The 21,810-nt window shown below is 54.6% G+C and carries 22 protein-coding genes; 10 read left to right on the top strand and 12 right to left on the bottom strand.

Annotated elements, in window-relative coordinates; genetic code table 11:
- Positions 1–80 precede the first annotated feature (80 nt).
- Complete coding sequence (locus MUN82_RS10630) at positions 81–413, top strand: ASCH/PUA domain-containing protein (protein ID WP_245097360.1); 333 nt, start codon at positions 81–83, stop codon at positions 411–413.
- A 112-nt stretch (positions 414–525) separates the two neighbouring features.
- On the opposite strand, the gene MUN82_RS10625 is transcribed toward MUN82_RS10630, so the two are convergent.
- The 4 genes from MUN82_RS10625 to MUN82_RS10610 all read right to left on the bottom strand — a co-directional run bounded on the left by MUN82_RS10625 (position 526) and on the right by MUN82_RS10610 (position 3,174).
- Positions 526–1,422, bottom strand: coding sequence for an HAEPLYID family protein (locus tag MUN82_RS10625; RefSeq protein ID WP_245097358.1), 897 nt, complete (start codon positions 1,420–1,422; stop codon positions 526–528).
- 146 nt (positions 1,423–1,568) lie between these two features.
- Entirely contained in the window at positions 1,569–2,093 is a 525-nt protein-coding gene (locus MUN82_RS10620) for a GNAT family N-acetyltransferase (protein WP_245097357.1), read from the bottom strand.
- Positions 2,094–2,221: 128 nt separating this feature from the next.
- Complete coding sequence (locus MUN82_RS10615) at positions 2,222–2,809, bottom strand: HAD family hydrolase (RefSeq protein ID WP_245097355.1); 588 nt, start codon at positions 2,807–2,809, stop codon at positions 2,222–2,224.
- Entirely contained in the window at positions 2,809–3,174 is a 366-nt protein-coding gene (locus MUN82_RS10610) for a hypothetical protein (protein ID WP_245097353.1), read from the bottom strand. The genes MUN82_RS10615 and MUN82_RS10610 overlap by 1 nt, the downstream gene beginning before the upstream one ends.
- A 79-nt stretch (positions 3,175–3,253) precedes the next feature.
- Here MUN82_RS10610 and MUN82_RS10605 point away from each other — a divergent pair, with 79 nt between their 5' ends.
- The 5 genes from MUN82_RS10605 (at position 3,254) to MUN82_RS10590 (ending at position 9,740) form a co-directional block, all read left to right on the top strand.
- A complete protein-coding gene (locus MUN82_RS10605; RefSeq protein ID WP_245097351.1) occupies positions 3,254–5,188 on the top strand; it encodes an ABC-F family ATP-binding cassette domain-containing protein in 1,935 nt (644 codons plus the stop codon).
- 554 nt (positions 5,189–5,742) lie between these two features.
- A complete protein-coding gene (locus tag MUN82_RS22465; protein ID WP_375374090.1) occupies positions 5,743–5,841 on the top strand; it encodes a PID-CTERM protein-sorting domain-containing protein in 99 nt (32 codons plus the stop codon).
- Between the two features lie 89 nt (positions 5,842–5,930).
- The gene (gene xrtX, locus MUN82_RS10600; protein ID WP_245097349.1) at positions 5,931–6,479 is read left to right on the top strand and encodes an exosortase X; all 549 of its coding nucleotides are present in this window, start codon (positions 5,931–5,933) and stop codon (positions 6,477–6,479) included.
- On the top strand, positions 6,472–7,002 hold the full coding sequence (locus tag MUN82_RS10595; protein WP_245097348.1) for an XrtX-associated membrane protein: 531 nt from the start codon (positions 6,472–6,474) through the stop codon (positions 7,000–7,002). The genes xrtX and MUN82_RS10595 overlap by 8 nt, the downstream gene beginning before the upstream one ends.
- Before the next feature lie 704 nt (positions 7,003–7,706).
- Entirely contained in the window at positions 7,707–9,740 is a 2,034-nt protein-coding gene (locus tag MUN82_RS10590; RefSeq protein ID WP_245097346.1) for a hypothetical protein, read from the top strand.
- Between the two features lie 912 nt (positions 9,741–10,652).
- On the opposite strand, the gene MUN82_RS22460 is transcribed toward MUN82_RS10590, so the two are convergent.
- Positions 10,653–10,787, bottom strand: coding sequence for an integrase (locus MUN82_RS22460; protein ID WP_375374089.1), 135 nt, complete (start codon positions 10,785–10,787; stop codon positions 10,653–10,655).
- Positions 10,768–11,034, bottom strand: coding sequence for a site-specific integrase (locus MUN82_RS10585; RefSeq protein WP_245097345.1), 267 nt, complete (start codon positions 11,032–11,034; stop codon positions 10,768–10,770). Before MUN82_RS10585 ends, MUN82_RS22460 begins: the two co-directional genes overlap by 20 nt.
- Before the next feature lie 66 nt (positions 11,035–11,100).
- Between MUN82_RS10585 and MUN82_RS10580 the strand changes: the two genes are divergently transcribed.
- From MUN82_RS10580 to gldC, 3 genes are all read left to right on the top strand, one after another.
- Positions 11,101–12,444, top strand: a complete 1,344-nt coding sequence (locus MUN82_RS10580) for a type IX secretion system plug protein (protein ID WP_245097343.1) — start codon at positions 11,101–11,103, stop codon at positions 12,442–12,444.
- A gap of 313 nt (positions 12,445–12,757) precedes the next feature.
- Positions 12,758–13,882, top strand: a complete 1,125-nt coding sequence (gene dnaN / locus MUN82_RS10575; protein WP_245097341.1) for a DNA polymerase III subunit beta — start codon at positions 12,758–12,760, stop codon at positions 13,880–13,882.
- A gap of 134 nt (positions 13,883–14,016) precedes the next feature.
- The gene (gene gldC, locus MUN82_RS10570) at positions 14,017–14,355 is read left to right on the top strand and encodes a gliding motility protein GldC (RefSeq protein ID WP_245097339.1); all 339 of its coding nucleotides are present in this window, start codon (positions 14,017–14,019) and stop codon (positions 14,353–14,355) included.
- A 76-nt stretch (positions 14,356–14,431) separates the two neighbouring features.
- On the opposite strand, the gene MUN82_RS10565 is transcribed toward gldC, so the two are convergent.
- From MUN82_RS10565 to MUN82_RS10545, 5 genes are all read right to left on the bottom strand, one after another.
- Complete coding sequence (locus tag MUN82_RS10565; protein ID WP_245097337.1) at positions 14,432–14,986, bottom strand: DUF4890 domain-containing protein; 555 nt, start codon at positions 14,984–14,986, stop codon at positions 14,432–14,434.
- A gap of 190 nt (positions 14,987–15,176) precedes the next feature.
- The gene (gene dcd, locus MUN82_RS10560; RefSeq protein WP_245097335.1) at positions 15,177–15,713 is read right to left on the bottom strand and encodes a dCTP deaminase; all 537 of its coding nucleotides are present in this window, start codon (positions 15,711–15,713) and stop codon (positions 15,177–15,179) included.
- A gap of 124 nt (positions 15,714–15,837) precedes the next feature.
- Entirely contained in the window at positions 15,838–16,656 is an 819-nt protein-coding gene (locus tag MUN82_RS10555) for a hypothetical protein (protein WP_245097333.1), read from the bottom strand.
- Between the two features lie 238 nt (positions 16,657–16,894).
- Positions 16,895–18,223 (bottom strand): glutamate-1-semialdehyde 2,1-aminomutase, encoded by a 1,329-nt coding sequence (gene hemL, locus MUN82_RS10550; protein WP_245097331.1) that lies wholly within the window; start codon positions 18,221–18,223, stop codon positions 16,895–16,897.
- A gap of 229 nt (positions 18,224–18,452) precedes the next feature.
- Positions 18,453–20,186: an ABC transporter substrate-binding protein gene (locus MUN82_RS10545; RefSeq protein WP_245097329.1), complete on the bottom strand. Its 1,734-nt coding sequence runs from the start codon at positions 20,184–20,186 to the stop codon at positions 18,453–18,455.
- A gap of 188 nt (positions 20,187–20,374) precedes the next feature.
- Between MUN82_RS10545 and MUN82_RS10540 the strand changes: the two genes are divergently transcribed.
- Entirely contained in the window at positions 20,375–21,076 is a 702-nt protein-coding gene (locus tag MUN82_RS10540) for a DUF1361 domain-containing protein (RefSeq protein WP_245097327.1), read from the top strand.
- A 137-nt stretch (positions 21,077–21,213) separates the two neighbouring features.
- Here MUN82_RS10540 and MUN82_RS10535 read toward each other — a convergent pair whose 3' ends face one another.
- Positions 21,214–21,807: a hypothetical protein gene (locus tag MUN82_RS10535; RefSeq protein ID WP_245097325.1), complete on the bottom strand. Its 594-nt coding sequence runs from the start codon at positions 21,805–21,807 to the stop codon at positions 21,214–21,216.
- Between the last annotated feature and the right edge of the window lie 3 nt (positions 21,808–21,810).

Below are 21,810 nucleotides of genomic sequence, written 5' to 3'. Positions count from 1 at the left end.
TACGTGACAAGCACGCTCACCTTTCGCGCTTGAACGGGTTCTAATAAGAATCCATGTCTTACTCTAATTGACTTTTCATCATGACATCTATAGCAACCTTCCCTACCCAAACGGTACCAGCTACCTACCAAACGCACGAACTTAAAATCTGGCCTTCGTGCTTTACGGCCGTAGAAGCCCACACCAAGCCCTTCGACGTACGCCAGAATGACCGAAACTTTCAGGTAGGCGACGCAGTATTATTGCGCGAGTTCGAGCCCGAAAGCGAACAGTACACCGGCCGCGCTACTACCCGCTGGATCAGCTACGTGCTGCATGGCGGCGCCTTTGGGGTAGAAGCCGGCTGGTGCGTGCTGGGCTTCACGGAGCATCCGCCGCTGCCGCCGGGTATCACCAATACCAGCCTATGGTAGGCGCAGTCTAGTGCATCGATAATAAGCCGAAACGGCCTCAGCAAGTTGCTGAGGCCGTTTCGATTATAGAGGAAGCGGGTCTGGCGGCAAAAGGATTTGGGTAGGGTAGGGGCTACCGGGGACCTCGGTGGCCTGGCTCGTAGATCAGGCGTAAGAAAGTACTCAGCCGCTCGGTTTCGCGGTCGATTGGAATGCCGCCTACGATGCCAATCAGCAGATTGTCGGCTAGGCTTACCCGCATCTGCGGGCGCAATACCGTATCAAAATCGTCTTGCCCCCACAGCTGATTAATTTCCAATCCTAAGAAGTTGCGCGTGCCCGGAATTAGGTAGTGGAAGCTGGTATTGTGCTGGTAAAACCATTCGGTATGGCCCGTGGCAAAATGCTGCTCTGCAATAGGGCCTGTATAGATGAGGGTGTGAAACGAGTTGCCCCAGCGCTTGGCAGCTACGAAAAAAGGGCTGTACACATTTCCTGTTATAGGCTTTTCGTTTAGGCGGTTCAAGTCGTTTGCAGTCAGCTCATTGATATAGCCTATGGCCATAGAGGTCTTCAATTTTTCCGAGACGAAAAACGAATACTGAATGGCTGTTTTGAAGCCACTGAGTTGGTGGTTAGGTCGTGGGCTGCCGGGTGTCCGGTTGCCGGAGTAAAACGTCAGGGGCACTTCCACTTCCAGCCCTAACCGATTTACGGGTGCCCACTCATACTCTACCAGTAGGGTGTGTTCGTCGTAGTCGGTGTTGTCGGTGAGGCCCAAGCCTACGTTCCACTCCCGCTCGCCCTTGCGGGCACCCAAGTCCCGAATCAGGTCAATATAGAGCGGCTCGGCGTGCAGCACCTTATCGGGGCCTGTAGCTTCTGTTTCGGCAATGTAGAGGCTGTCGCGCCCTACAGTGCTCAGCGAATCAGGTAGTACCTGTGCGTACGCCGGTCGTAGGCATCCACACAGCAAGCTCAATACTACCAGGCAGACACGGGGTAGGGTAAAGGAAAAAGATATAGCCACTGAAATTGTTGGTAAATGAAATACAACAATACGCCCAGCTAGTGTGTAAACCGACAACCACACGAAAAAACCTGCATTTGCTTGCTCTTTTGTGAGGACCTACTCCATGTGCTGAGGGTGGATTTTGCAACGAGAACTTCGGCGCCCTACCCAAGAGATTTCGTTAGTACTAGCAGCGCCAGTGGCTTGCGTGGCACCCCAAAGCGCGGGTCGGTGGGGAAGGCCTCGGTGGCGCCGGTGCGCTGGTAGCCGTGGCGCTCATACCAGGCTAGCAGTTCGGTTCGGTCACTGATGACGGTGATTTTTATCCGGTGGCAGCCGTACTGGCGGGCATGCTGCTCGGCAGCCTGCAACAGCAGCCGGCCCACCCCCTGGGCCTGCAAGGTAGGCTGCACCGAAAGCATGCCTAAGTACAGCTGTGGCGGCTGCACGTGCAGGTAGGCACACGCCACCGGTTCGCCCTGCTCGTTGCGGCCCACAAGGAGGGTAGCGCCAGGCGCCGCCAGCATCCGGTGCAGCTCGGCCGCATCCACGCGGGTGCCATCGAGTAGGTCGGCCTCAGTGGTCCAGCCTTGGCGGGAGGCGTCGCCGCGGTAGGCATGGTTGACGAGGCGTTCCAGCGCAGGAATGTCGGCGGGGGCGGCAGGAGCTAGCGAAAGGGTAGGGGCCATGCGGCGAAGATATAGCATCAGCAGCAATGCTGATGTAAGCTGCGCAACAGTGTTTCACCTAAGATGTGACGAAATTATACTGCTGAAATGACAGATGGGAAGAGTAAAAACTTGTGATGGTTATATTACTACATGTTGGCAACGACATCGCGCCAATGACGTTTTTCCACAATTCTTACGTTAGGAACATCTTTAATCCGCACGAGATACTGTAGCAATTGTAGCAACTCTCTGTCATCTGGTTTACCAATGTATTCTGTTGGATAAATAGCATTGCCGTAGTTGCGCTGGGATTTGGATGGGGTATCGTCCACAATTACTACTCGGTCGAGAGAATAACCGCGTCGCTTGAGTTTCTTGAGTACTTTTACGTAATTGTAATGACTCTGAAAATCAGCATAACCAACTTGTTCAAACGCTATATTGTTGAAACAATAAGTACAGCGGCTGCGCCCCCACGCAAATTCTAGCGGAACAGTATTAGGTACAATGCGCCGGATAATTTCAGCTACGTAATCATCCGATGCCGATGACCAAACCGCTAATCTGAAATGCTGACTGCAGCCGAGCAGAAACTCAGTCAGGTGTGGGCGCAGGTAGATGTAGTAACCAAATACTTCAAAATCTGCTGGCCGGCCAAGAGGTATGTGCGAAGCATGTAATAATGTTTCGTCAATATCCAGAATGAGTAGGATAGGAGTTGACTCATTCATCATTATAAAAGTTGAACTGTAATAATTGCTGTTGCCGTATCAATAAATACTCTTTCACTAGTTACAGGGGCCCTCTGTGTGAGTTGGCCTTTTTTCATATAGTCATCATATGTTTGCTTACCAAGTAATAATATCAACTGATACAACCGTTGAGTAGATGAGTTGCTGCCTCTGCGTCGTCCTTCATCAATCCACGCACGTGTTACGATTTGTTTTGTATGCTTAACGCTAGCAGGTACGTAATCCTTCTTCCATTCAGGGGCCAAAATCCCATCGCAAAAGTAGCCCCGAAGACTTCTGTCAAGTGAATTACAAAAGGCTGTAGTCAGAGCCTGTTCGAGGCGAGTGCAAAAATCTTCAGATAGCATAGATAGTGGATTGAATACATATTGCGTTTACACTAGCGCCTATAGTTCCTTACCTTTGTAGCTTATAGCAAAGTAGGAAATGATTTCCATCAACGACTTAGACTTTCACTTCGGCTCGCGCACGCTCTACGACGGGGCCAACCTCCACATTAAGCCCAAAGACAAAATCGGCCTGATTGGGCTGAACGGGCAAGGCAAATCGACGCTGCTGCGCCTGTTGGTAGGCGAGTACAAGCCCGACGGCGGCAGCATCAGCATGAGCAAGGACGTGACGCTGGGCTTCCTGAACCAGGATTTGCTGAGCTACGACTCGCACGAGCCCATCCTCATTGTGGCTATGCAGGCGTTTGGCGAGGCGTTGGACCTGCAAAAGCAGATCGACGAGACGCTGCTGGAGTTCGAAACCAACTACACCGACGACCTGGTAGATAAGCTGGCCGATTTGCAGGAGCGCTTCGAGGCGCTGGGCGGCTACACCATGCAGGCCCGAACCGAGGAAATTCTGGAGGGGTTGGGCTTCACGACGGAGGAGCTGCAAAAGCCTCTGAAGCTGTTTTCGGGTGGCTGGCGTATGCGCGTGATGCTGGCGAAAATCCTGCTGCAACAACCCTCCCTGCTGCTGCTCGACGAACCAACCAACCACTTGGACCTACCCTCTATCAAGTGGATTGAGAACTACCTAGCTGGCTACGAGGGCGCCGTGATTATTGTATCGCACGACCGCGAGTTTCTGGACCGCACCACCAATACTACGGTAGAGGTGACGGGTGGCAAGTTGGTACCCTACGCTGGCAACTACTCCTACTACATGGTAGAGAAGGAGGAACGCAACGAGATTCAGAAGGGCGCTTTTGAGAACCAGCAGGCCGCCATCCGGCAGGCGGAGCGCTTTATTGAGCGCTTCAAGGCCAAAGCCAGTAAAGCCAAGCAGGCGCAAAGCCGCCAAAAGGCCCTCGACAAGATGGACCGCATTGAGGACGTAGCACCCGAGGCGGCCAAGGTCAATTTCTCGTTCCGTTTCTCGGTGCAGCCTGGCCGCCATATCCTGCGCATGGAGCACGTGACCAAGAAGTACGACCAAAAAATCATCTTCCGCGACACCAACGTGCACATCGAGCGCGGCGACAAAATTGCGCTAATTGGGGCCAACGGTAAGGGTAAGTCTACCCTGATGCGCCTGGTAGCCGGCACCGAAGCGCCTACCAACGGCAACCACCAGCTGGGCCACAACGTGATTATGGCCTTCTACGCCCAGCACCAGCTGGAAAGCCTGCGCATCGAAAACGAGATTTTGCAGGAGATGATAGAGGCGGGCTCGAAGCGCAACGAAATGGAGCTGCGCACCGTGCTGGGCTCCTTCCTGTTCACCGGCGACCAAGTATTCAAGAAAATCAAGGTGCTGAGCGGTGGTGAAAAAAGCCGCGTGGCCCTGGCCAAAACCCTGATTTCGGAAGCCAACTTCTTACTCCTCGACGAACCGACCAACCACTTGGACATGCAGTCGGTGAACATCCTGATTCAGGCGCTAGACCAGTTCGAGGGCACGTTCATCGTCATCAGCCACGACCGTTTCTTTGTGGAAAACGTGGCCACCAAAATCTGGTACATCGAAGACTACCAGCTGAAGGAGTACCCCGGCACCTACGCCGAGTACGAGCAGTGGCAGGAAGACCGCGAGAAGGAAGCCAAAAAGGCCGGCCTACCCTCGCCCTCGGCTCCCAAGCCCGCACCCAAGGAAGAGAAAAAGCAGCTCTCCACCACGGAGCGCGACACAGCCCGGCAGGAACTAACGAAAGCGTCGAAAGAGCTAAAGGAGGTAGAATCCCGCGTTACGGAGCTGGAAAAGGAGTTGGCCATCTACGAAAAGCAGCTTGCCGACCCTACCATCTACAACAACGCCGCACAGCTGAAAGACGCCACAGTGAAGTTTGAGCAGGTGAAAAAGGAGCTGGATAAGACCAATACCCGCTGGGAGCAGCTAGCAGAGCGCGTAGACGAGCTGGAAAGTATTTAGCAGCTACTGCAGCTGCTTCGGTGGTCAAGTAGGGCAGTGGTCAATATAGTAACCGCAGAAGGCGGGTAGGCAAGAAAGGAAGAGCTCTTCCTTTCTTGCCTACCCGCCTTCTGCGGTTTACAGGTACAGCCATTGGTAGCCTGTGCTTGCTTTCTACGCTGACTATACGAGTTGCCTAATGCGGATTCCGCTACGGTTAGAATACAATATGAAACATAGCAAGAAGCGGACAGGAGCACCGCTGTCGATACCGATGTCCGTAGCATATATTGACCGATTTTTTAACTATTGAGTGATTAAATAGGCTTATTTAAAAAATATATTTAGAAAAATATGTGAATAGTATAATTTGATCTATACATTTGGTCTTGTTATCCCAGCCGTTGACGTCCGGTAGAGGTAGCATAGCCTGACTTTTTCTGTTCACCTTATCTTATTTTCTTCATGAAAATCTTTACCAATACTCTGCGTTTTGCCATCACGGCGTTTTTGCTAACTCGCGCCGCAGCTCCAGCTCAGGCAAGTGACATTTTGCTGCCCCTGCCCGTACAGGATTGCCCCCGCCTACCCACGCACCCATTGATGGTGGTGCTTCACTATTGCTCGCCGGTGGTGCCGCCTACATGGTGCGTCGCATCCGCAAAAACAAGTAAAAAGTCGCCGGCAGCTTTTTGGGGTGGTTCTGTCACACAACGGAATCACCCCGAAAAGCTGCTTTTGCTTACTATATAGCGTTTAGTATATGTCCCGGCTGCACCCTCTTCTACGCGCAGGTAGTATTGCCATTATTCTCTATCTGCTCTGGTTTTTCGGCTATGAACAGTCGCTGGCTTTGGATGGTCGGCTCGATGCTGTGCTGATGCACAACCTAGCAGCGGCAGGTGCGGTCGTGCTGCGCGTAGTAGGCTACCAGGCAATGGTGCCCGATGCGCAATCCAACGTCCTCTTTCTGAATGGAGTGCCAGCAGTAGTCGTAAGCGCCCCCTGCGACGGCTTGGTGCTGTACGCGCTGTTCACGGGCTTTGTGCTGGCCTTTCCTGGCCCGCTACGGCGTAAGCTGTGGTTTATTCCGCTCGGCAACGCGCTCATTTATGGCATCAATGTGTTGCGTATCGCTGCCCTAGGCATCAACCAATACTACGCGCACGAGTCAGTGGATTTCAACCATCACTACACCTTCACATTTATTGTCTACGCCTTCATCTTCGGGTTGTGGATGTGGTGGGCCACGCGCCTGGCTGCTCGCAAGCCCGCGCCTACCCAGCCCGAAACCACCTACGCCTATGCCTGAGGTTGCTTCCTACTCTGCACTGCCAGGCCCAGCCATGCGCCTTTTCGCGCCGCAGATGCTATTGCGTTGGAGCGGCGTACTGCTGCTGGTACTGTTTCTGTTCGGCCTCACGTGGTACACCGAGGAGTTCTACGCCACACTAACACCCGTATGGGAGCGGCTGCTGGCCAGTGCTGGCATCGGCTCAGCCGTACAACACGATGATGCCGCCCAGCACCTCATGAACCGCTCGCGCAGTGTGCCCGTTGCCGGGCTATACGCTGTGCTGTACCTGGCCGCCTGCCTGGCCCTGGTGCGGCTGCTGCTGGTGAGCGCGCAGCAGTGGCGTATGGCGGTGCTGTTTTATGCAGTGGCAGGGGGAAGCGGGATATTACTCTTGCTGGTAGGCAAACTGCTGGCCCTACCCGCCGCCTACGCCCTGAGCAGCCAGATCATTCATTTCATCCTCTCGCCTTTGGCTGTTATAACGCTGGTGCCGGTACTGCGCTGGTATGCCCCCGTAGTTTCAAAAGAAACGGTTTAGCTAAATGGTCGTTGGGAAATGCTGGCGGAAATGTAGTGTAGCTAGTATAATCAAAAAGCCCCACCCGAAGCGCTGTGCTTCGGGTGGGGCTTTTTGGTTTTAGTGAGGTTGATTTGCCAAGAACTGGGTATCGAGGCTGTTTAAAAAGTAGAGAGATTCACTGTTGACTTCCTAAACAGCTTCGATATAATTCGAGTGATGCACAAACCTTTACATGATGCTTAAGTTGTTTCAGTATGTCTGACTCATCTAAGCGTACCCGGGTACGCAAACCCGCCGAATCGCCTACGCCACCGCTGTCTTCGGCAGAACACCTTGCGGCACTACACGCCCGAGAGGCCGGTAAAACAATCATGTACCAAGTAGACGCCTGGGGACACGTAGAGACTCGCTTCGTCCGTTCGCAGAACGTTGCTGCCTGGCTCGCAAAAGGCTTTTTTGTTCGCTAAGGCCGCCCAACTTCACCGTATAGCGAAAAGCTCCGTCAACAAGCGGAGCTTTTTTGTTGTCCGCAACCACCGCTGTTGGTGTATTCTTTTCGCTGTTGACTGCGTACCAAGGTGCTGGTTTATGTGAACAGGATGTGGGGAAGCTTGTGGGGCTACCAGATAAGCAAAGCTTGGGCAGCACTGAATCTTCTATTAGTATCTTGAGGCAGTACATAGAATTACGTACCTATGCCGTTTTCTGCTATAAAGTATCTAATGAGTACGAAAGCCTACCTAACCATCCTATTCGTTCTAGCTACTGGTCTTGTCACCCAAAGTCAAGCGCAAGATTTCAAAAACCAAAAGGAGCTATTCTGGCGTCCGAACGCAGACAATAGCATCACCTGGGACCTGACCCGTGAAACAAGACTCTCCCACAACGACAATATTGAACTGTCGGGCACGCAAGTCTCCGGGATTATCCGCTACGAGGTCACCAAGGAGAAGCAACTGCGCATTGCCCGTGATATTCTCTTTCCGCAACTGCGCAAATACACCAAATCAAACGAGTCTCTTTACCGCGCCTATCTGCGCGATACCTACACCGATGACCTCTTACCCGTACTCACCCTGGCGGACAAGAAGTATGAGACCGGTGCGTTAGATTCCGTCAGGATCAACGGCAAAATCAGCTTTTATTTCAAGGAGAGAGATGGCCTAACCGTTGTCCGTTCTTTTTTTCCTTCGATGCAAGACCGGTGCCTGGTGGAGAAGTGGACCTTGGTTAATACTGGCAAGACGCCCTGTACTTTAGGAATTGGGGCCACCGAACTCAAGCAGGAAGAGGCCGGCTGGCACGGAACGTACCACCGCAGGGTCTTCACCGATGCCCAGCGCAACATCACCTTACAACCCGGGAAGCAGTATGACTTTGGTATTTACTTCCTAGCAACGCTAAACGACGAAGCAGAGCCACCTGTTTCTGTAGCCGCAGTCGAACAAAGCCGCGATACGTTCCTGGATAGTATCGCCACTAATCTACGCCTGCACTCGCCAGACAAGGTCATTAACACCTTGTTCTATTTCTCCAAGATAAGGGCTGCGGAAAGTATTTTTCGTTCCCGCTACGGGCTAGTTCATTCCCCGGGTGGCGGCAATTATTACGTCGGGATCTGGGCTAATGACCAGGCTGAGTACAGTGGCCCCCTCTTTCCGTATCTGGGGTATCAAACTGGCGTACAGGCCGCCATGAACGCCTACCGCATCTTTCAGCGCAACCTGCCAAAAGATGGGGGCAAAATCTGGGCTTCGTTCGAAATGGATGTCACGTTTCCCTTCGGGGAGCGTGACCGCGGCGACGCGGCCATGATTGCGTTTGGCGCCACGCACTTTCTGCTCGCCTCAGGCGATAAGAAAAAAGCCGAGGAGCTATGGCCCTTGATTACGTGGTGCCTGGACTACTGTCATAAGCGAACCACGTCGGAGGGCATTGTGGCATCGGAAAGCGACGAGCTGGAAGGCCGTTTTCCTTCTGGCTCAGCCAATCTTTCCACCTCTTCCTTATATTACGGGGCGCTGATCCAAGCGGCCCGGTTAGTGAAAGCTATGCAGAAGCCCGCCGCCCTGCGCACAACCTATCAACAACGTGCACAGCGAGTAGCAACAGCTATTGAAAAGCATTTTGGCGCTGAGATGGACGGCTTGCACACGTATAAATACTACAAAGAGAATACGACGTTGCGCAGCTGGATATGCCTACCCTTGGTGGTAGGATTAAACCAACGCAAAGCCGGCACGCTGGATGCCTTGTTCGATAAGTTGTGGTCGGCCAACGGTGTCCTGACGGAGCGCACACCAGGGACTGATTCCCCGCAAGTATTTTGGGACCGAGGAAGCCTGTATGCGTTTCGGGGTGCGTTTAAGGCAGGCGCGGCAGACCGAGCCTTGGAGCGCTTACTATCCTATTCCACCACGCGGTTAACCGGTTTTCGGGTGCCCTATGCCGTAGAAGCCTGGCCGGAGAACGGCATGGCGCACCTATCCGCCGAAAGCGCCTTGTATTGCCGAATCTTCACCGAAGGCATACTAGGCCTCGAACCAACAGGGTTCAATGCTTTCACCCTGCGCCCAAACTTGCCAACTGCGTGGGACCATCTAACTATCAGCCAAGTAAAAGCGTTTAACACGACCTTTGATGTTGACCTGCGCAGAATCAAAGATAAGCTCCAGGTGAAGGTCGTCCACCAAGGCAAGGTAGTGCTACAGCGGGCATTAAGGAACGATGCGACGGTAGAGGTCTTGTTAAGATAACATCTGAATTTTGTGATAAAAGCCGCCACCCTCAAGTCTGAGCACATGAAAAAAAGTTAGCTCAGCTGAATGACCAGTGGGAAATGTTGGCGGAGATGTAGTGTAATCAGTAAAATGTGAAAAGCCCCGACGGAAGCTCTGTACTTCGGGCGGGGCTTTTAAAGGGTATTTTTAATGGTTGAGCTAAGCGGATAGTGAGGTCATGAGTTAATGCTGACATTTAACTATCATTATAGCCTATTTTTTATTGAATGAAATGTATTACTCTCTTTATGCGGTTCTTGTAAACGGCTTGATGATTAAGACTGTTTAAGTCTGCTCTTACTCTGTCAATTACTAAGTTTTCAAATCGGTTCTTTAGAATTTTATTATGCCTAATTCTTAAACCTTTACGAACATAAGGTATGTTCTGTCCATCCGAGTACTGTAAATAATGGAAACTTACGTAAGTATTTTTCTGCGTATGTTTTTGATTAAAACCATTTTGGTAAATCATTACATGATATATAGATTTTTCAAGGGTATCATAGTAGTTAATATGGTACTCTAATGCCCGCTTTAAAGTGTCTTTAGGTAAAATATCGTTGCCATCGATTGACGTACCAGGGGGCGTGAGATGCTTCTCTCTAACTTTTATTCTTCTAAAAGCTTTTACTGTTTCGTCGAATGTCATATTTGATTTGTATATAAAATCATTCTCAAAGGCAACATACCAAGCCGTGTTTGCAAAAAACCAGGAGGTATATATGATAAATATTACTTTAATAGCTGTTATCATTTATTATTTTTTAAATTGACTATAATGTGCCAAAATTATTAATGACAAAGAATCCAATAGCGAGTGTCTGTCATCATAAGAAGGGTTAATAGCGAATAGCATACCAGTAGAAGGTTTTTTCATCACTACTCAAATTACAAATTAAGGGAATCGAGCGATGAAACCAGGCAGGATTTTGAAGTTATGAGGGTGTGTAGTTCAGTTGTTTTACTGCTGCTGTGCCCTAGCAGGTTCAGATAACGCCGAATATCAGCGCCCTCTCCCAGCAAGTGCGTTGTGTAGTAGTGTCGCAGTATGTGCAAGGTAATCGGGCCGGCGGATACTGGCCCGCTCGGCCGCTTGCTTCACCATGAGCTGCAAGCTACGCTCGCTATATGGTTCGCCGGGTAACTGCCCCTCAAACAAGTATACAACGGGCCGGAACTGCCGAAACTGTTCGCGTAGCAGTAATAGCAGACTTTCGGGCAAAGGCAGGTCACGGTCCTTCTTGCCCTTGCCGCCGCGTACGTGTGCCACTGTGTAACATTACACGGTAAGAGTTAACTGTACTGCCAACCGCCCGCTTCGCGTTACCTTCGCACTATGCGTCTTTCCCCGATTCTGCTTTCCCTACTCCTGGCTGCTGCCTGCGTACCGCTGGGCACGCCTATTACCAGCACCGACACCGCCCGCCAGGCCGCGCCTACCCCCGGCCAGCAAACCGCGCCGGAGTATTACGCCGACAAAACCCTGCGTTACCAGGACTACATCTACGACCCCAACGTTCGTTCGGTGCAGTGCTACGTGGGCACCAGCGGCAATACCGACATCTTCCAGCCACCCATTGTGCCCCTGGCGCAGGGCCTACCCATCTTGCTGGAGTTTGATGTGCTAGGCAGCCAGAGCCAGCGCCTCACAGCCAAGCTCATTCACTGCGACGTGGACTGGAAACCGTCGATTCTGACGGATATTCAGTTTCTGGACCAGATCAATGAACAGCTGATTACGGATTACCGCTCGTCGGTGGGTACCCGCGTACCCTACTTCCACTACAAGCTGCAAGTACCGCGCGTGAAGCTCAGCGGCAACTACTTACTGGTGGTGCAGGGTCCCGGCAACACGCCCTTGCTTTCGCGCCGCTTGCTAGTGTATGACACCAACGTACAGCTGTTTTTGCAGCCTGGCCCTATTGCGGCGGGGGCCGAGCGCTATACCCTACAACAGCTCAATTTCGGCATTAGCTACGCGGGCTACCCCATCGTCAACCCCTCGCAGGAGCTGAAGGTGATTCTGCGCCAGAACTTCCGGTGGGACAATGCCAAGTACAACCTGCGCCCTACCTTCGTGCGCGAAGCCGAGCAGCGGCTAGAGTATCAGTATTTCAACTTCGAAAACGCGTTTCCGGGCCTCAGCGAGTTTCGGCCGTTTGATATGCGCTCCTTGCAGGTGCTGGGGGTAGGCATGCTAAAGCTCGATCAACAGTCGGTGCCAAAAGCCGTGCTGCTCAACCCCGATGCCAGCCGCGTCGGCGAGGCTTACACGCAGTATCCCGACATCAACGGGCAGCGTCTGTTTGAGAGCCGTGAGTACGGCAACGGCGAGACCAACGCCGACTACGCCAATGTCACGTTCCAATTGCACGCCGAGCAAGCCGCGCCCGGCCCGGTGTATGTGCTGGGCCAGCTTACCGACTGGCAGCTGCGCGACGAGTTCCGGCTCACCTACGATGCCGCGGCCCAACTTTACACCAAAACCGTGCTCCTCAAGCAGGGTTACTACAACTATACCTACGCCACCCAAACTCCCCAGGGACCCAACAGCGTGATGTGGGAAGGCTCGCACCAGGAAACCGAAAATCAGTATGATCTGCTGGTCTACTACCGCCCACCCGGCGCCCGCGCCGATTTGCTCGTGGGCTACCAGACGGTAGATGTGAACAAGCGGTAGGGTAGGGCAGAGTAGGATAGGGTGGAAGAACGACGTCATGCTGAGCGCAGGCGCAGCCGTAGTCGAAGCATCTCGCCCGTGCGTAATCATTTACTATCTGCCGAAGCGGTAGAGATGCTTCGGCTGCGGCTGCGCCTGCGCTCAGCATGATACTCTACTATCTAGCATCAGCACGCAAGATTCCTCGGCAAGCTCGGAATGACGCTCTATAGCGAAAGAGGTGCTACCTGAAATGACGTTCCGGAGGTAGAAAACCCGGTAGCGGTTTCCTATCTTTGCTCTCTACTTCACCAAGCCTCAACGCCCCGCCCATATGAAATTTATCGTTTCGTCTTCTGCCTTGCTCAAGCAGCTTCAGAGCATCAACGGTGTAGTCACGAACAACCCTGTGGTGCCTATTCTGGAGAACTTTCTCTTCGAAATTGAGGACGGCAAGCTGACGATTACGGCCTCCGATCTGGAAACGTCGATGATAACGGAGCTGCCCGTGGAGGCCCGCGAAAGCGGCCGTATTGCGGCTCCGGCGCGCATCCTGCTTGACACGCTCAAGAACCTACCTGACCAGCCCGTGACCTTCACGCTGGACGAGGAAACTTATACCATTGAGATTGCCTCGGCCAACGGTCGCTACAAGCTGGCCGGCGAAAATGCTACCGACTTCCCCCGTGTGCCCGTTGTGAAAGGCTCGGCGCCGGTAGAGATTCCGTCGTCGTCGCTGGCGCGCGCTATCAACAAGACCATTTTCGCCGTAAGCACCGACGAGCTGCGCCCGGCCATGACCGGCATCCTGGTGCAGTTGGCCGACAACCAAGTGACCTTCGTAGCCACCGATGGTCACCGCTTGCTGCGCTACCGTCGCTCCGATGTGGGCGCGGGTCAGACTGCCAACATCATCATTCCGCGCAAGGCATTCAATCTGCTGAAAGGCGCCCTACCTTCCGAGGCTACGCCCGTGACGGTGGAGTTCAATACCTCCAACGCATTCTTTAGCTTCAACCAGATGCGCCTAGTGTGCCGCCTGATTGATGAGCGCTACCCCGATTACGAAAATGTAATTCCCGTAAGCAACCCCAACCGCCTCATCATTGGTCGGCAGGAGATTTTGAACACGGTGAAGCGCATCAGCATTTACTCCAACAAGACCACTCACCAGGTGCGCCTGCGTTTGGCTGGCTCCGAGCTGACGGTTTCGGCCGAGGACCTAGACTTCTCCAACGAGGCCAAAGAAGTGCTGGCCTGCCAGTACGATGGCGAGGACATGGAAATCGGTTTCAATGCCCGCTTCCTGCAAGAGATGCTGTCGAATATCGATTCTGAGGAAATTACCTTGGAGCTGAGCACGCCCAACCGCGCCGGCCTGCTGATGCCCACCACCCCGGATGACAACGAAAACATCCTGATGCTGGTGATGCCCGTGATGTTGAACAACTATGTATAAGGGCTGAATTGTTTGTTTGTGAAATGGTTGGTCGTGCTTGCGGCTAACCATTTTTCGTGTCAAATCAATTTGCTTTTTCTTTTGAGTGGTTGAATTGAAAACTATTTGGCCATTCAACCATTTACCCATTCACTATGAAGAAATCTGAAATCAACTTTAGCATCGCCCTCGACGACCAGAAGGTGCCCGAGGCCATCAGCTGGCAGGCCACCGATGCGGGGCCAAACATTCATTTTGCCAAGGCCATCAATATTGCCCTGTGGGACCGGGACGAGCGCGGTACCATGAAGATTGACCTGTGGACCAAGGATATGCCCGTAGACGAAATGAAGCGTTTCTACGTGGATACCATGGGCGCCATGGCCGAGAGCCTGCAAACGGCCACCAGCGACGACAAGATGGCCCGTCGCATCCGCGAGGTGTGCCGCGAGTTGATGGACCACATCGAGGAAGAGGAGCGCAAAGCCAAATAGCCCATATTGCTCCGCGCTTACGCAAAAGGCCCCGCTACACTGCGTAGCGGGGCCTTTTGCGTAAGAAAACGACAGACTAACGGCTGCCGTCGGCCTTGGTGGCGCCGCGGGCACGGGTAGCCGCTGGGCGCGGGTCGGCGGTGTTTTTGGCTGGGCCAATAGTAGCACCATTGGAGCTGACCGGCGCAGGGTCGCGCACCGACTTCACAAACTGCGCGTCGGCATTTTGCAGAGCGAAGTCCTTTGCTACTTTGTTGTAGGCAGAGCGCTGACTGTAATAGCTGGTGTATTGTTCATTGCTGAGCACACTGCGCAACGCGTCATCGCGCTGCCGGCACACTTCATCACACTGCTGATCAATAGCTTTTTGGTTGCCAGCGTTTTGCTGCGCGATGGTGGCCATTTTTTTAGCCTGCTCGGCATTGATGGCCTGTACCCGGCCGGATTGATAGCCATTCAGGCGCAGGTCGCGGGCCATTTGCGCGGAAAGACGGTCGGCCTTGATTTCCTGGGAGTTCAGGCGGGGCGTACTCTGCGTTTTGTCGCGGGGAATAACCGTGGAAACCTGCTGCGCCTGCGCGCCAAGAGCTGCTACAAGAGCAAGCACAACGGTAGCAAATTGCTTTTTCATGGATATAAAGTAGGAGCAGTTCAACATCAGTTGCCGGCTGGTGCCGCTAAGGCACTACCCACCAGCGCGTTCTTTCTAACGCAGACAGGCACAAAGTAGTTTAGCTGAGATATTAAACCGGAACGTCCTATCGACCATTCTACTCAAGGGGCAGAATGGTCGATAGGACGTTTTGTCGCTGGTATCCGAATTAGAAGCTGTTCTTCCACATCATCGACTCCACTGGTTTGTCGGTGCGGTCGTTATACTTAGCGTTGGCTTTGCGGTTGTAGAACGTCTGCACGTCGCCTTGCACCGCAAAGTAAATCAGCTGCCCCACGGGCATGCCGTGGTACACACGCACAGGCATCGAGACGCTGATTTCCAGCGTCCAGGTGTTGCAGAAGCCAATGTCGCCCTTGCCGGCCGTGGCATGAATATCGATGCCCAGACGTCCTACGCTGCTCTTGCCTTCCAGAAAGGGCACGTGCGCGTGGCTCTCGGTGTACTCTTCCGTCACGCCCAGGTACAACACACCGGGCTCCAGCACAAAGCCTTCTTTCGGAATCTCAAACGTGCTGATTTCATTGTGTTTACGGGCATCCAATACGCTGTCCTTGTACGTGGCCAGGTAGCGGCCCAGGTGCACATCGTAGGAGTTGGTGCCGAGGCAGCCCCGCTCAAACGGTTCAATAACAATATTGCCCCGCTCAATTTCGGCGAGAATCTGCTGATCGGTGAGAATCATGTTTTCAATTAAAAATTAAGAATTAATAACTAAAAATGAAGCGTGTAAAGACGATCAAATACTCGTTGAAAAAGCAAGGAGTAAGCGTCTTCTTAATTCTTGATTTTTAATTATTAATTAAAGATTATTCGTCCTCGTAGCGGTCGGAGGGGAGCGGGTCGGAGGAGCGGGTAGCGTGGGTAGGGTCTAGCTCGTTGAGACGGGCGCGCATTTCGGGCAGCACGCTGGTGAGCACGTAGAGCAGGCCCAAAGAGCTGCCCAAGGCCAGGGCTAGCGTGAGGTAGTCAAACCAATCATGCGTGCTGGGAACGTCGGCGGAGCGGATGATAGGGCCGCCCGAATTGGGTACCACCACTTCCGGCTGGGGAGCTACGTCCTCCAGCTCAGCGGCATCGCCGGAGGGTAGGGCGGTGCCATCAGCCGGCGGCACAGTGGCCGCGTCGGTGGCCAACTCATCCGGTGTTGGGTCCTGCGAGGCGTTGAACTGGGCCGTGGCTTGCTTGATGATACGCTGCTCGGCCCGAATGAGAGCAATACGCTCATCGCGCGGGATAACGCTGATAAAGAACTCGAAATTCTTGTCGATGAGCAGACCATTGAGCTGACGCTCGAACTCCGCCAAATCCGTGCGGCCCTTGCCAAAACGGCTCTTGAAGCGCTCCGATAGGTCGTTGTAATTCAAAAACAGCTTCTTCAGGTCTGTATTGCCGTTGAAGTCGTCGAACTGCTTGCGTTGCTGCTGCGTGCGCAACGACACCGGAAACTTCCGCCGCGTGAAGGTCTTATCGTAGACCGTTTCCATGGTACGGAAGTTCAGCTCATCCACGGTGCGGTCAAACAGGCGCTTGTTGGCTACAGCGGGCGTTTCGGTTTGTGCCCACCCTGCCACTGGTGCCCATCCTATCAGCAATACAACCCAAAGCAAAAAGCGAACTTGAAACATGGCGGCGCAGATTTGCCGCAAAGGTAGGGAAATGGTGAGTGGTGAAATGGTGAAATTGTGAGTTTGTGAAGTGGTGAATAAAAGTACGTCTGTCATCCTGAGCATTCCGCGCATCAAGCGGCGGCGAAAGACCTCATCACGTTAGAATGAGTCGTTGTTACGATAGCCGTTCTGGCGTGATAAGGTCCTTCGCAAGCTCAGGATGACAGACGTATTGTCAATTCACAACTTCAACCTCCTACATCCCGTGCGCTTCGCGCAACGACTCGCGGCAGGTGGTGAGATACTGCTCCACTAGTTCATCGGTGATAGAGGTCGACACGAACAGCGCCTCAAACTGCGATGGGGCCAGGTAGATACCACGGTTAAGCATGGCACGGAAGTAGCGCCCGAAGGCTTCCAAATTAGCTTGCTTAGCGGTTTCGAGGTCCGTAACGGGCTGGTCGGTGAAGAACAAGCTGAACATGGAGCCTACCTGATTTACGGTGTAATTCAGACCTAGCTCGGCGGCAATCTGGCGGGTGCCGTCGGCGAGGCGGGTGGTGGTGCGCTCTAGCTGCTCATACACCTCAGGGTGGCTTTGCAGGTAGCGCAATTGGGCCAGACCGGCGGCCGTGGCAATGGGGTTGCCGGAAAGGGTGCCCGCCTGGTACACTTTGCCAGCCGGCGCCACTTGATCCATAATGTCCTGACGGCCACCGTAGGCGCCCACCGGCATGCCGCCCCCAATGATTTTGCCCAGCGTGGTCATGTCCGGCACGATGCCATAGCGCTGCTGCGCGCCGCCAGGGGCCAGGCGGAAACCAGTCATCACCTCATCAAAAATGAGCACAATGCCGTGTTGGGTGCACAGGTCGCGCAGGCCCTGCAGGTAGCCCTCGGTAGGCGCTACCAAGCCCATGTTGCCAACTACCGGCTCCAGAATGAGAGCAGCAATCTGCTCGGGGTTAGCTTCAATGGCCTGGCGAGCGGCTTCCAGGTCGTTGTAAGGTACCGTGAGGGTGTCCTGGGCCACGCCGCTGGTCACGCCGGGCGAGTCGGGGGTGCCCAGGGTGAGAGCGCCCGAGCCGGCTGCAATCAGGAAGGAGTCGCCGTGGCCGTGGTAGCAGCCCTCAAACTTTAGAATCTTGGAGCGGCCGGTGTAGCCCCGCGCCACCCGAATGGCCGACATGGTGGCCTCGGTGCCCGAGTTCACCAGCCGTACTTTCTCGATGCTGGGCACCATCTCCTTGATCAACTCGGCCATTTCCACTTCGCGGCGGGTAGGCGCCCCAAACGACAGTGAGTGGGGTAGGGCTTCCTGCACGGCCCGGAGTACCACTTCCGGCGCGTGACCCAGAATCATGGGGCCCCAGGAATTGATGAAATCCATATACCGGTTGCCGTCTACGTCCGTCAGCCACGCGCCCTGCGCCGACTGCATAAACACCGGATGGCCGCCCACTGCCCGGAACGCCCGCACCGGCGAGTTTACGCCGCCGGGGATGTGCTGCTTGGCCTGCTCAAAGAGAGCCGCGCTTTGGGTGTGCGTGAGGGTAGGGGCAATGATTGAATCAGAAGAAAGCATAGAGTCAAAAAAGGCCGAAGCCTGTGTAGTGGCAAAAGAAAAGAACAGCCAACAGGCTGGAAAGATGCGGGAAGGGTAGGAAAAAGGTCGTCTTTTTCATCTGTCATCCTGAGCTTGCGAAGGACCTTATCACGTTGGAAAGGCAAGCGTAATATCGACTCGTTCAGTCGTAATAAGGTCCTTCGCAAGCTCAGGATGACAGATAGCAACAGGCTGACAAATTGAAAAATTACTGCTGCCCCACGGGGTTCTGTACTTCCACCGTCATGCGCTCCAGCTTCACAATGGGCACGTACTGGTTGCTGTGCGCTCCGCCGGGGTAGCCAATGCCCTGGAACAAAGCGCCTGAAACGGGGCCTGAATCAGACAATTGCTGCTGAAAAGCCGGACCGTAATCGTGCAGACGCTGGGCAAAGTAATACAGCATCTCGAAGCCCATATCCGCAAACACCGACGGCGGCAGGTTGTACTGCTGGGTATAGAGCTGGCGGAAGCGGCGTACGCCCATGGCACCTGGGTCGAGGTAGTGGGGGTAGAGCATGTACACGTCGCGGGCGTCGAGTTGGTTGAGGCTAACGCTAGGGTTGTCCAGCCAGGCCGCGTAGGTGATGATGGGCAGCGTTACCTTCTGCGCCTGCAAGCGCTTGAAGGTGTATGGCCCCGCCCGCCGGCCCGTAGAGGCCACTACCAAATGCCCTACCGATTTCAGATCGAAGCCCACGAAGCCCTGCGCAAATACTGAGTCGGTGCTGGTGCCTACGGCGCGGCGCATAAGCTTCACCTTACCGCCCTGAGCCTCGTAAGCTTCCTTATAGGCCTGGGCGAAGGCGGCATCGTCGCTGGTGTTGTCGTACAGAATGGCAGCGGTACGGTTGGTGAAGGTGCCCAGCGCAAAGCGAGCCGCCTGCTGACCTTGCGTAGTGGAGCTGGGCTCGTAGAGGTAGTGCCAGGCGTTGTTTTCTACCAGCGCCCCATCCTGCGACAACGGATTGACCGTAATAATTTGCTTTTGCTGGGCATAGCGGGCCAGGATCTTGCTACCCGATTTATAGATCGGCCCGATAATCAGATCCATAGAAGCCAGCTCGGGTAGGGCCAGCACCCGCTTGAGCTGCAAGGTGTCGGAGCCGGTATCGTAGGCAAATACCTGCACCGGACGGCCTTCCCGCTGCAACGAATCCTGGGCCAGGCGCATGCCGGCGTACAAGTCCGTGACGAACTGCGTGCGGCGGGCCTGGGCAGCATCAGTGAATTCAAAAGGCAACAACACCGCAACGTTGTAGCTGTTTTTCTTGGCGGCGCCTACCTGGCGGGGCGCGTAGCGGGTAGGATCTAGCTTGAACTGCTCCACTAGCCGCGTGAGGGTGGCCTTGTCGGCGGGCGTGTACCAGCCGCCGAGCAGCTTATCGGCGTACACGCGGCCAAGGGTAGCGTTTTGTGGGTAGCGCTGCAACAGTGTCTGGAACAGGGCGCGGTCGTTGAGGCGCGAGAGGTAGTTGGTTTCCATGGCCTCGCGCTCGGCGGCTAGCTTGCCGGCAGGTAGCTGCTGCAAGGAGCGCAGGGCATTGTCGGGCTCGCCTTGCTCAAACGACACCTGGCCCTGTAGATACAAGGCCTCGGGCACCAGCGCCGACGTAGGGTATTCGGTGCGGAGCAGGTTGAGCATCTGCTCGGCTTCGGCCCACTTTTTCAGGCGGGTAGCGGCTACGGCGTAGAGGTAGGCGGCCTCGGGTGCCCGCTCAAAACGCGCAGCCGGCGGCGTAAGGGGCTCCAGCTCCTTCATGGCTAGCGGGTAGCTACCCTGGTCGAGCAAGAGCTTGCCGTTCTGGTAGCGGGTGTTCTGCTCAGGAGTGGCAGGGGTAGGCGTCTGCACAGGAGTTGCCCAGACCGCGGGCACAGTGACGGGCAACACTACAGCGCTGCTCAGCACGCACAGCAGTCGAACGAAAGAAAAAGGCCGCATAGCAAAAGGGCAGAAAGCGAGGAAACGGGAGAGGGTCAGCCGAAGTGTACGGCAGAAGCGGGCGCAAAGGTATTACAGAAGTCGGGCCGGTGCTACGTCGGGTTTTAGAGCCGGGCGTTGTATCTTCGGAGAAACAAGCCGGCGGGTGGCCGGCCGCGGTGCCGTGGCTGCGGCGCCGTCTCTGCGTTATGTCGACAACTACTCTACACGCCCCGGTACCGTTTCTGCGCCGTCGCCTCGGATTGATTTTGTTGCTGGGTATCTCCTTGGCGCTCAGCTTTCTGCTGATTGTCTGCCGCGTGGTATATACCCGGGAGCTGACGTTCGTGTTTTTGCTCTGGAACCTGTTTCTGGCCTTCATCCCGTTTGGCCTGAGCGCGTTGCTGGGCCTCACCGACCGGCCCCTGCGGGCGCGGGTGCTGCTGCCGGTAGGGGCGGTGTGGCTGCTGTTTTTCCCCAATGCTCCCTACATTCTCACCGACCTGTTTCACCTCACCCCCCGCGCTGGCGTGCCCTATTGGTACGACCTAGCGCTGCTGCTCTCCTGCGCCTGGAATGGCCTGATGCTGGCCTACGCCTCCCTGCTGGATATGCAACTGCTGGTGCAGCGCCGCCTGGGTACGGCCGCGGGCTGGGGCTTTGCCACCACGGCCCTGCTGCTGAGTAGCTTTGGTGTGTATCTGGGCCGCTACCTGCGCTTCAACAGCTGGGATGTGGTGACCAATCCGCTCTTGCTTTTCTACGATATTGTGAGCCGTATCCTGCATCCTTTTGCCCACTTGGGTACCTGGGGCGTTACGCTGCTCTACGGCGTATTTCTGCTGTTGGGCTACCTCACGGTGCGCCAGTTAGGGCAGTTGCGCAGCGGCGACGAAATGACCGATTTTTAACGGATTACTTCAAAAAGCCCCAAAAGCATACTCCCCGCTGTCGCTTGTATTTGTACAAACAGTAGCGGGGAGTATGCTTTTGACGTTGAAAGAGGCTGGTGGCGCGTGTCAGACCACTGCCGGAAACCTAGGCAGGGTCATAGACGGCGGGCCAGCGTCAGATTATAGGTAAACGTTGTGCCGCCGTTCAGGCCATTTTGCACGGTGGCTTTCGCGCCCACGCGCCATAACTGACGGGCATCTACAGCCGCGTCGAGATTGAGGGAGAACAGGTAGCCCGCATAGGGGCCTCGGTAGGAATACAATTCGTATGCATTTACCTGACCTGATGTAGCCTGTAAGTAGGAATAGCTATCCTTTTGATAATAGCCCGCAAAGCCACCAGCACCGATTCCAAATACTATGCGCTTGTCGGTGCCGAAGGGGTAGTAAATCCCTTCTGCTTCTACAAAGCCAGCTTTGTAATCCTGGTTGGGTAGTTGTCGCTCCAACTTGTTGTCAGGCTTTCCGAAAACGCCTACTATCCGGCCTGCCGCTCCAAAATGCTGGGACAGGGTAGGGGCGTACTCCAGCGCCAGGCGTGTGGAGCGGTAGTAGCCGCTCACATCGTTCGCAGTGCCTACCCCCAAGCGTATGTAGGAAGGCTTGGCTGCTGGCGCAGTTTGCGCCAGCGTAGACGTGGGCAACAGCAACACTAGCCCAGCGCCTACAAGATGAAAATGCCTGATCATAAG

The organism is Hymenobacter aerilatus, assembly GCF_022921095.1.
In the GTDB taxonomy this organism is placed as follows: Bacteria; Bacteroidota; Bacteroidia; order Cytophagales; family Hymenobacteraceae; genus Hymenobacter; species Hymenobacter aerilatus.
The sequence above is the reverse complement of the archived record's forward strand: the minus strand, read 5'-3'. Positions and strand labels throughout refer to the sequence as shown.

Bases quoted from the DNA above. Each gene is read 5' to 3' on its own strand.
- xrtX (WP_245097349.1), top strand. From the start codon at position 5,931: ATGTCCCGGCTGCACCCTCTTCTACGCGCAGGTAGTATTGCCATTATT.
- MUN82_RS10545 (WP_245097329.1), bottom strand. From the start codon at position 20,186: ATGCGGCCTTTTTCTTTCGTTCGACTGCTGTGCGTGCTGAGCAGCGCT.
- MUN82_RS10610 (WP_245097353.1), bottom strand. From the start codon at position 3,174: ATGCTATCTGAAGATTTTTGCACTCGCCTCGAACAGGCTCTGACTACA.
- MUN82_RS10620 (WP_245097357.1), bottom strand. From the start codon at position 2,093: ATGGCCCCTACCCTTTCGCTAGCTCCTGCCGCCCCCGCCGACATTCCT.
- MUN82_RS10535 (WP_245097325.1), bottom strand. From the start codon at position 21,807: ATGATCAGGCATTTTCATCTTGTAGGCGCTGGGCTAGTGTTGCTGTTG.
- MUN82_RS10540 (WP_245097327.1), top strand. From the start codon at position 20,375: ATGTCGACAACTACTCTACACGCCCCGGTACCGTTTCTGCGCCGTCGC.
- MUN82_RS10605 (WP_245097351.1), top strand. From the start codon at position 3,254: ATGATTTCCATCAACGACTTAGACTTTCACTTCGGCTCGCGCACGCTC.
- MUN82_RS10630 (WP_245097360.1), top strand. From the start codon at position 81: ATGACATCTATAGCAACCTTCCCTACCCAAACGGTACCAGCTACCTAC.
- MUN82_RS10555 (WP_245097333.1), bottom strand. From the start codon at position 16,656: ATGTTTCAAGTTCGCTTTTTGCTTTGGGTTGTATTGCTGATAGGATGG.
- MUN82_RS10565 (WP_245097337.1), bottom strand. From the start codon at position 14,986: ATGAAAAAGCAATTTGCTACCGTTGTGCTTGCTCTTGTAGCAGCTCTT.
- dnaN (WP_245097341.1), top strand. From the start codon at position 12,758: ATGAAATTTATCGTTTCGTCTTCTGCCTTGCTCAAGCAGCTTCAGAGC.
- gldC (WP_245097339.1), top strand. From the start codon at position 14,017: ATGAAGAAATCTGAAATCAACTTTAGCATCGCCCTCGACGACCAGAAG.
- hemL (WP_245097331.1), bottom strand. From the start codon at position 18,223: ATGCTTTCTTCTGATTCAATCATTGCCCCTACCCTCACGCACACCCAA.
- MUN82_RS10615 (WP_245097355.1), bottom strand. From the start codon at position 2,809: ATGATGAATGAGTCAACTCCTATCCTACTCATTCTGGATATTGACGAA.
- dcd (WP_245097335.1), bottom strand. From the start codon at position 15,713: ATGATTCTCACCGATCAGCAGATTCTCGCCGAAATTGAGCGGGGCAAT.
- MUN82_RS10590 (WP_245097346.1), top strand. From the start codon at position 7,707: ATGAGTACGAAAGCCTACCTAACCATCCTATTCGTTCTAGCTACTGGT.
- MUN82_RS10595 (WP_245097348.1), top strand. From the start codon at position 6,472: ATGCCTGAGGTTGCTTCCTACTCTGCACTGCCAGGCCCAGCCATGCGC.
- MUN82_RS10580 (WP_245097343.1), top strand. From the start codon at position 11,101: ATGCGTCTTTCCCCGATTCTGCTTTCCCTACTCCTGGCTGCTGCCTGC.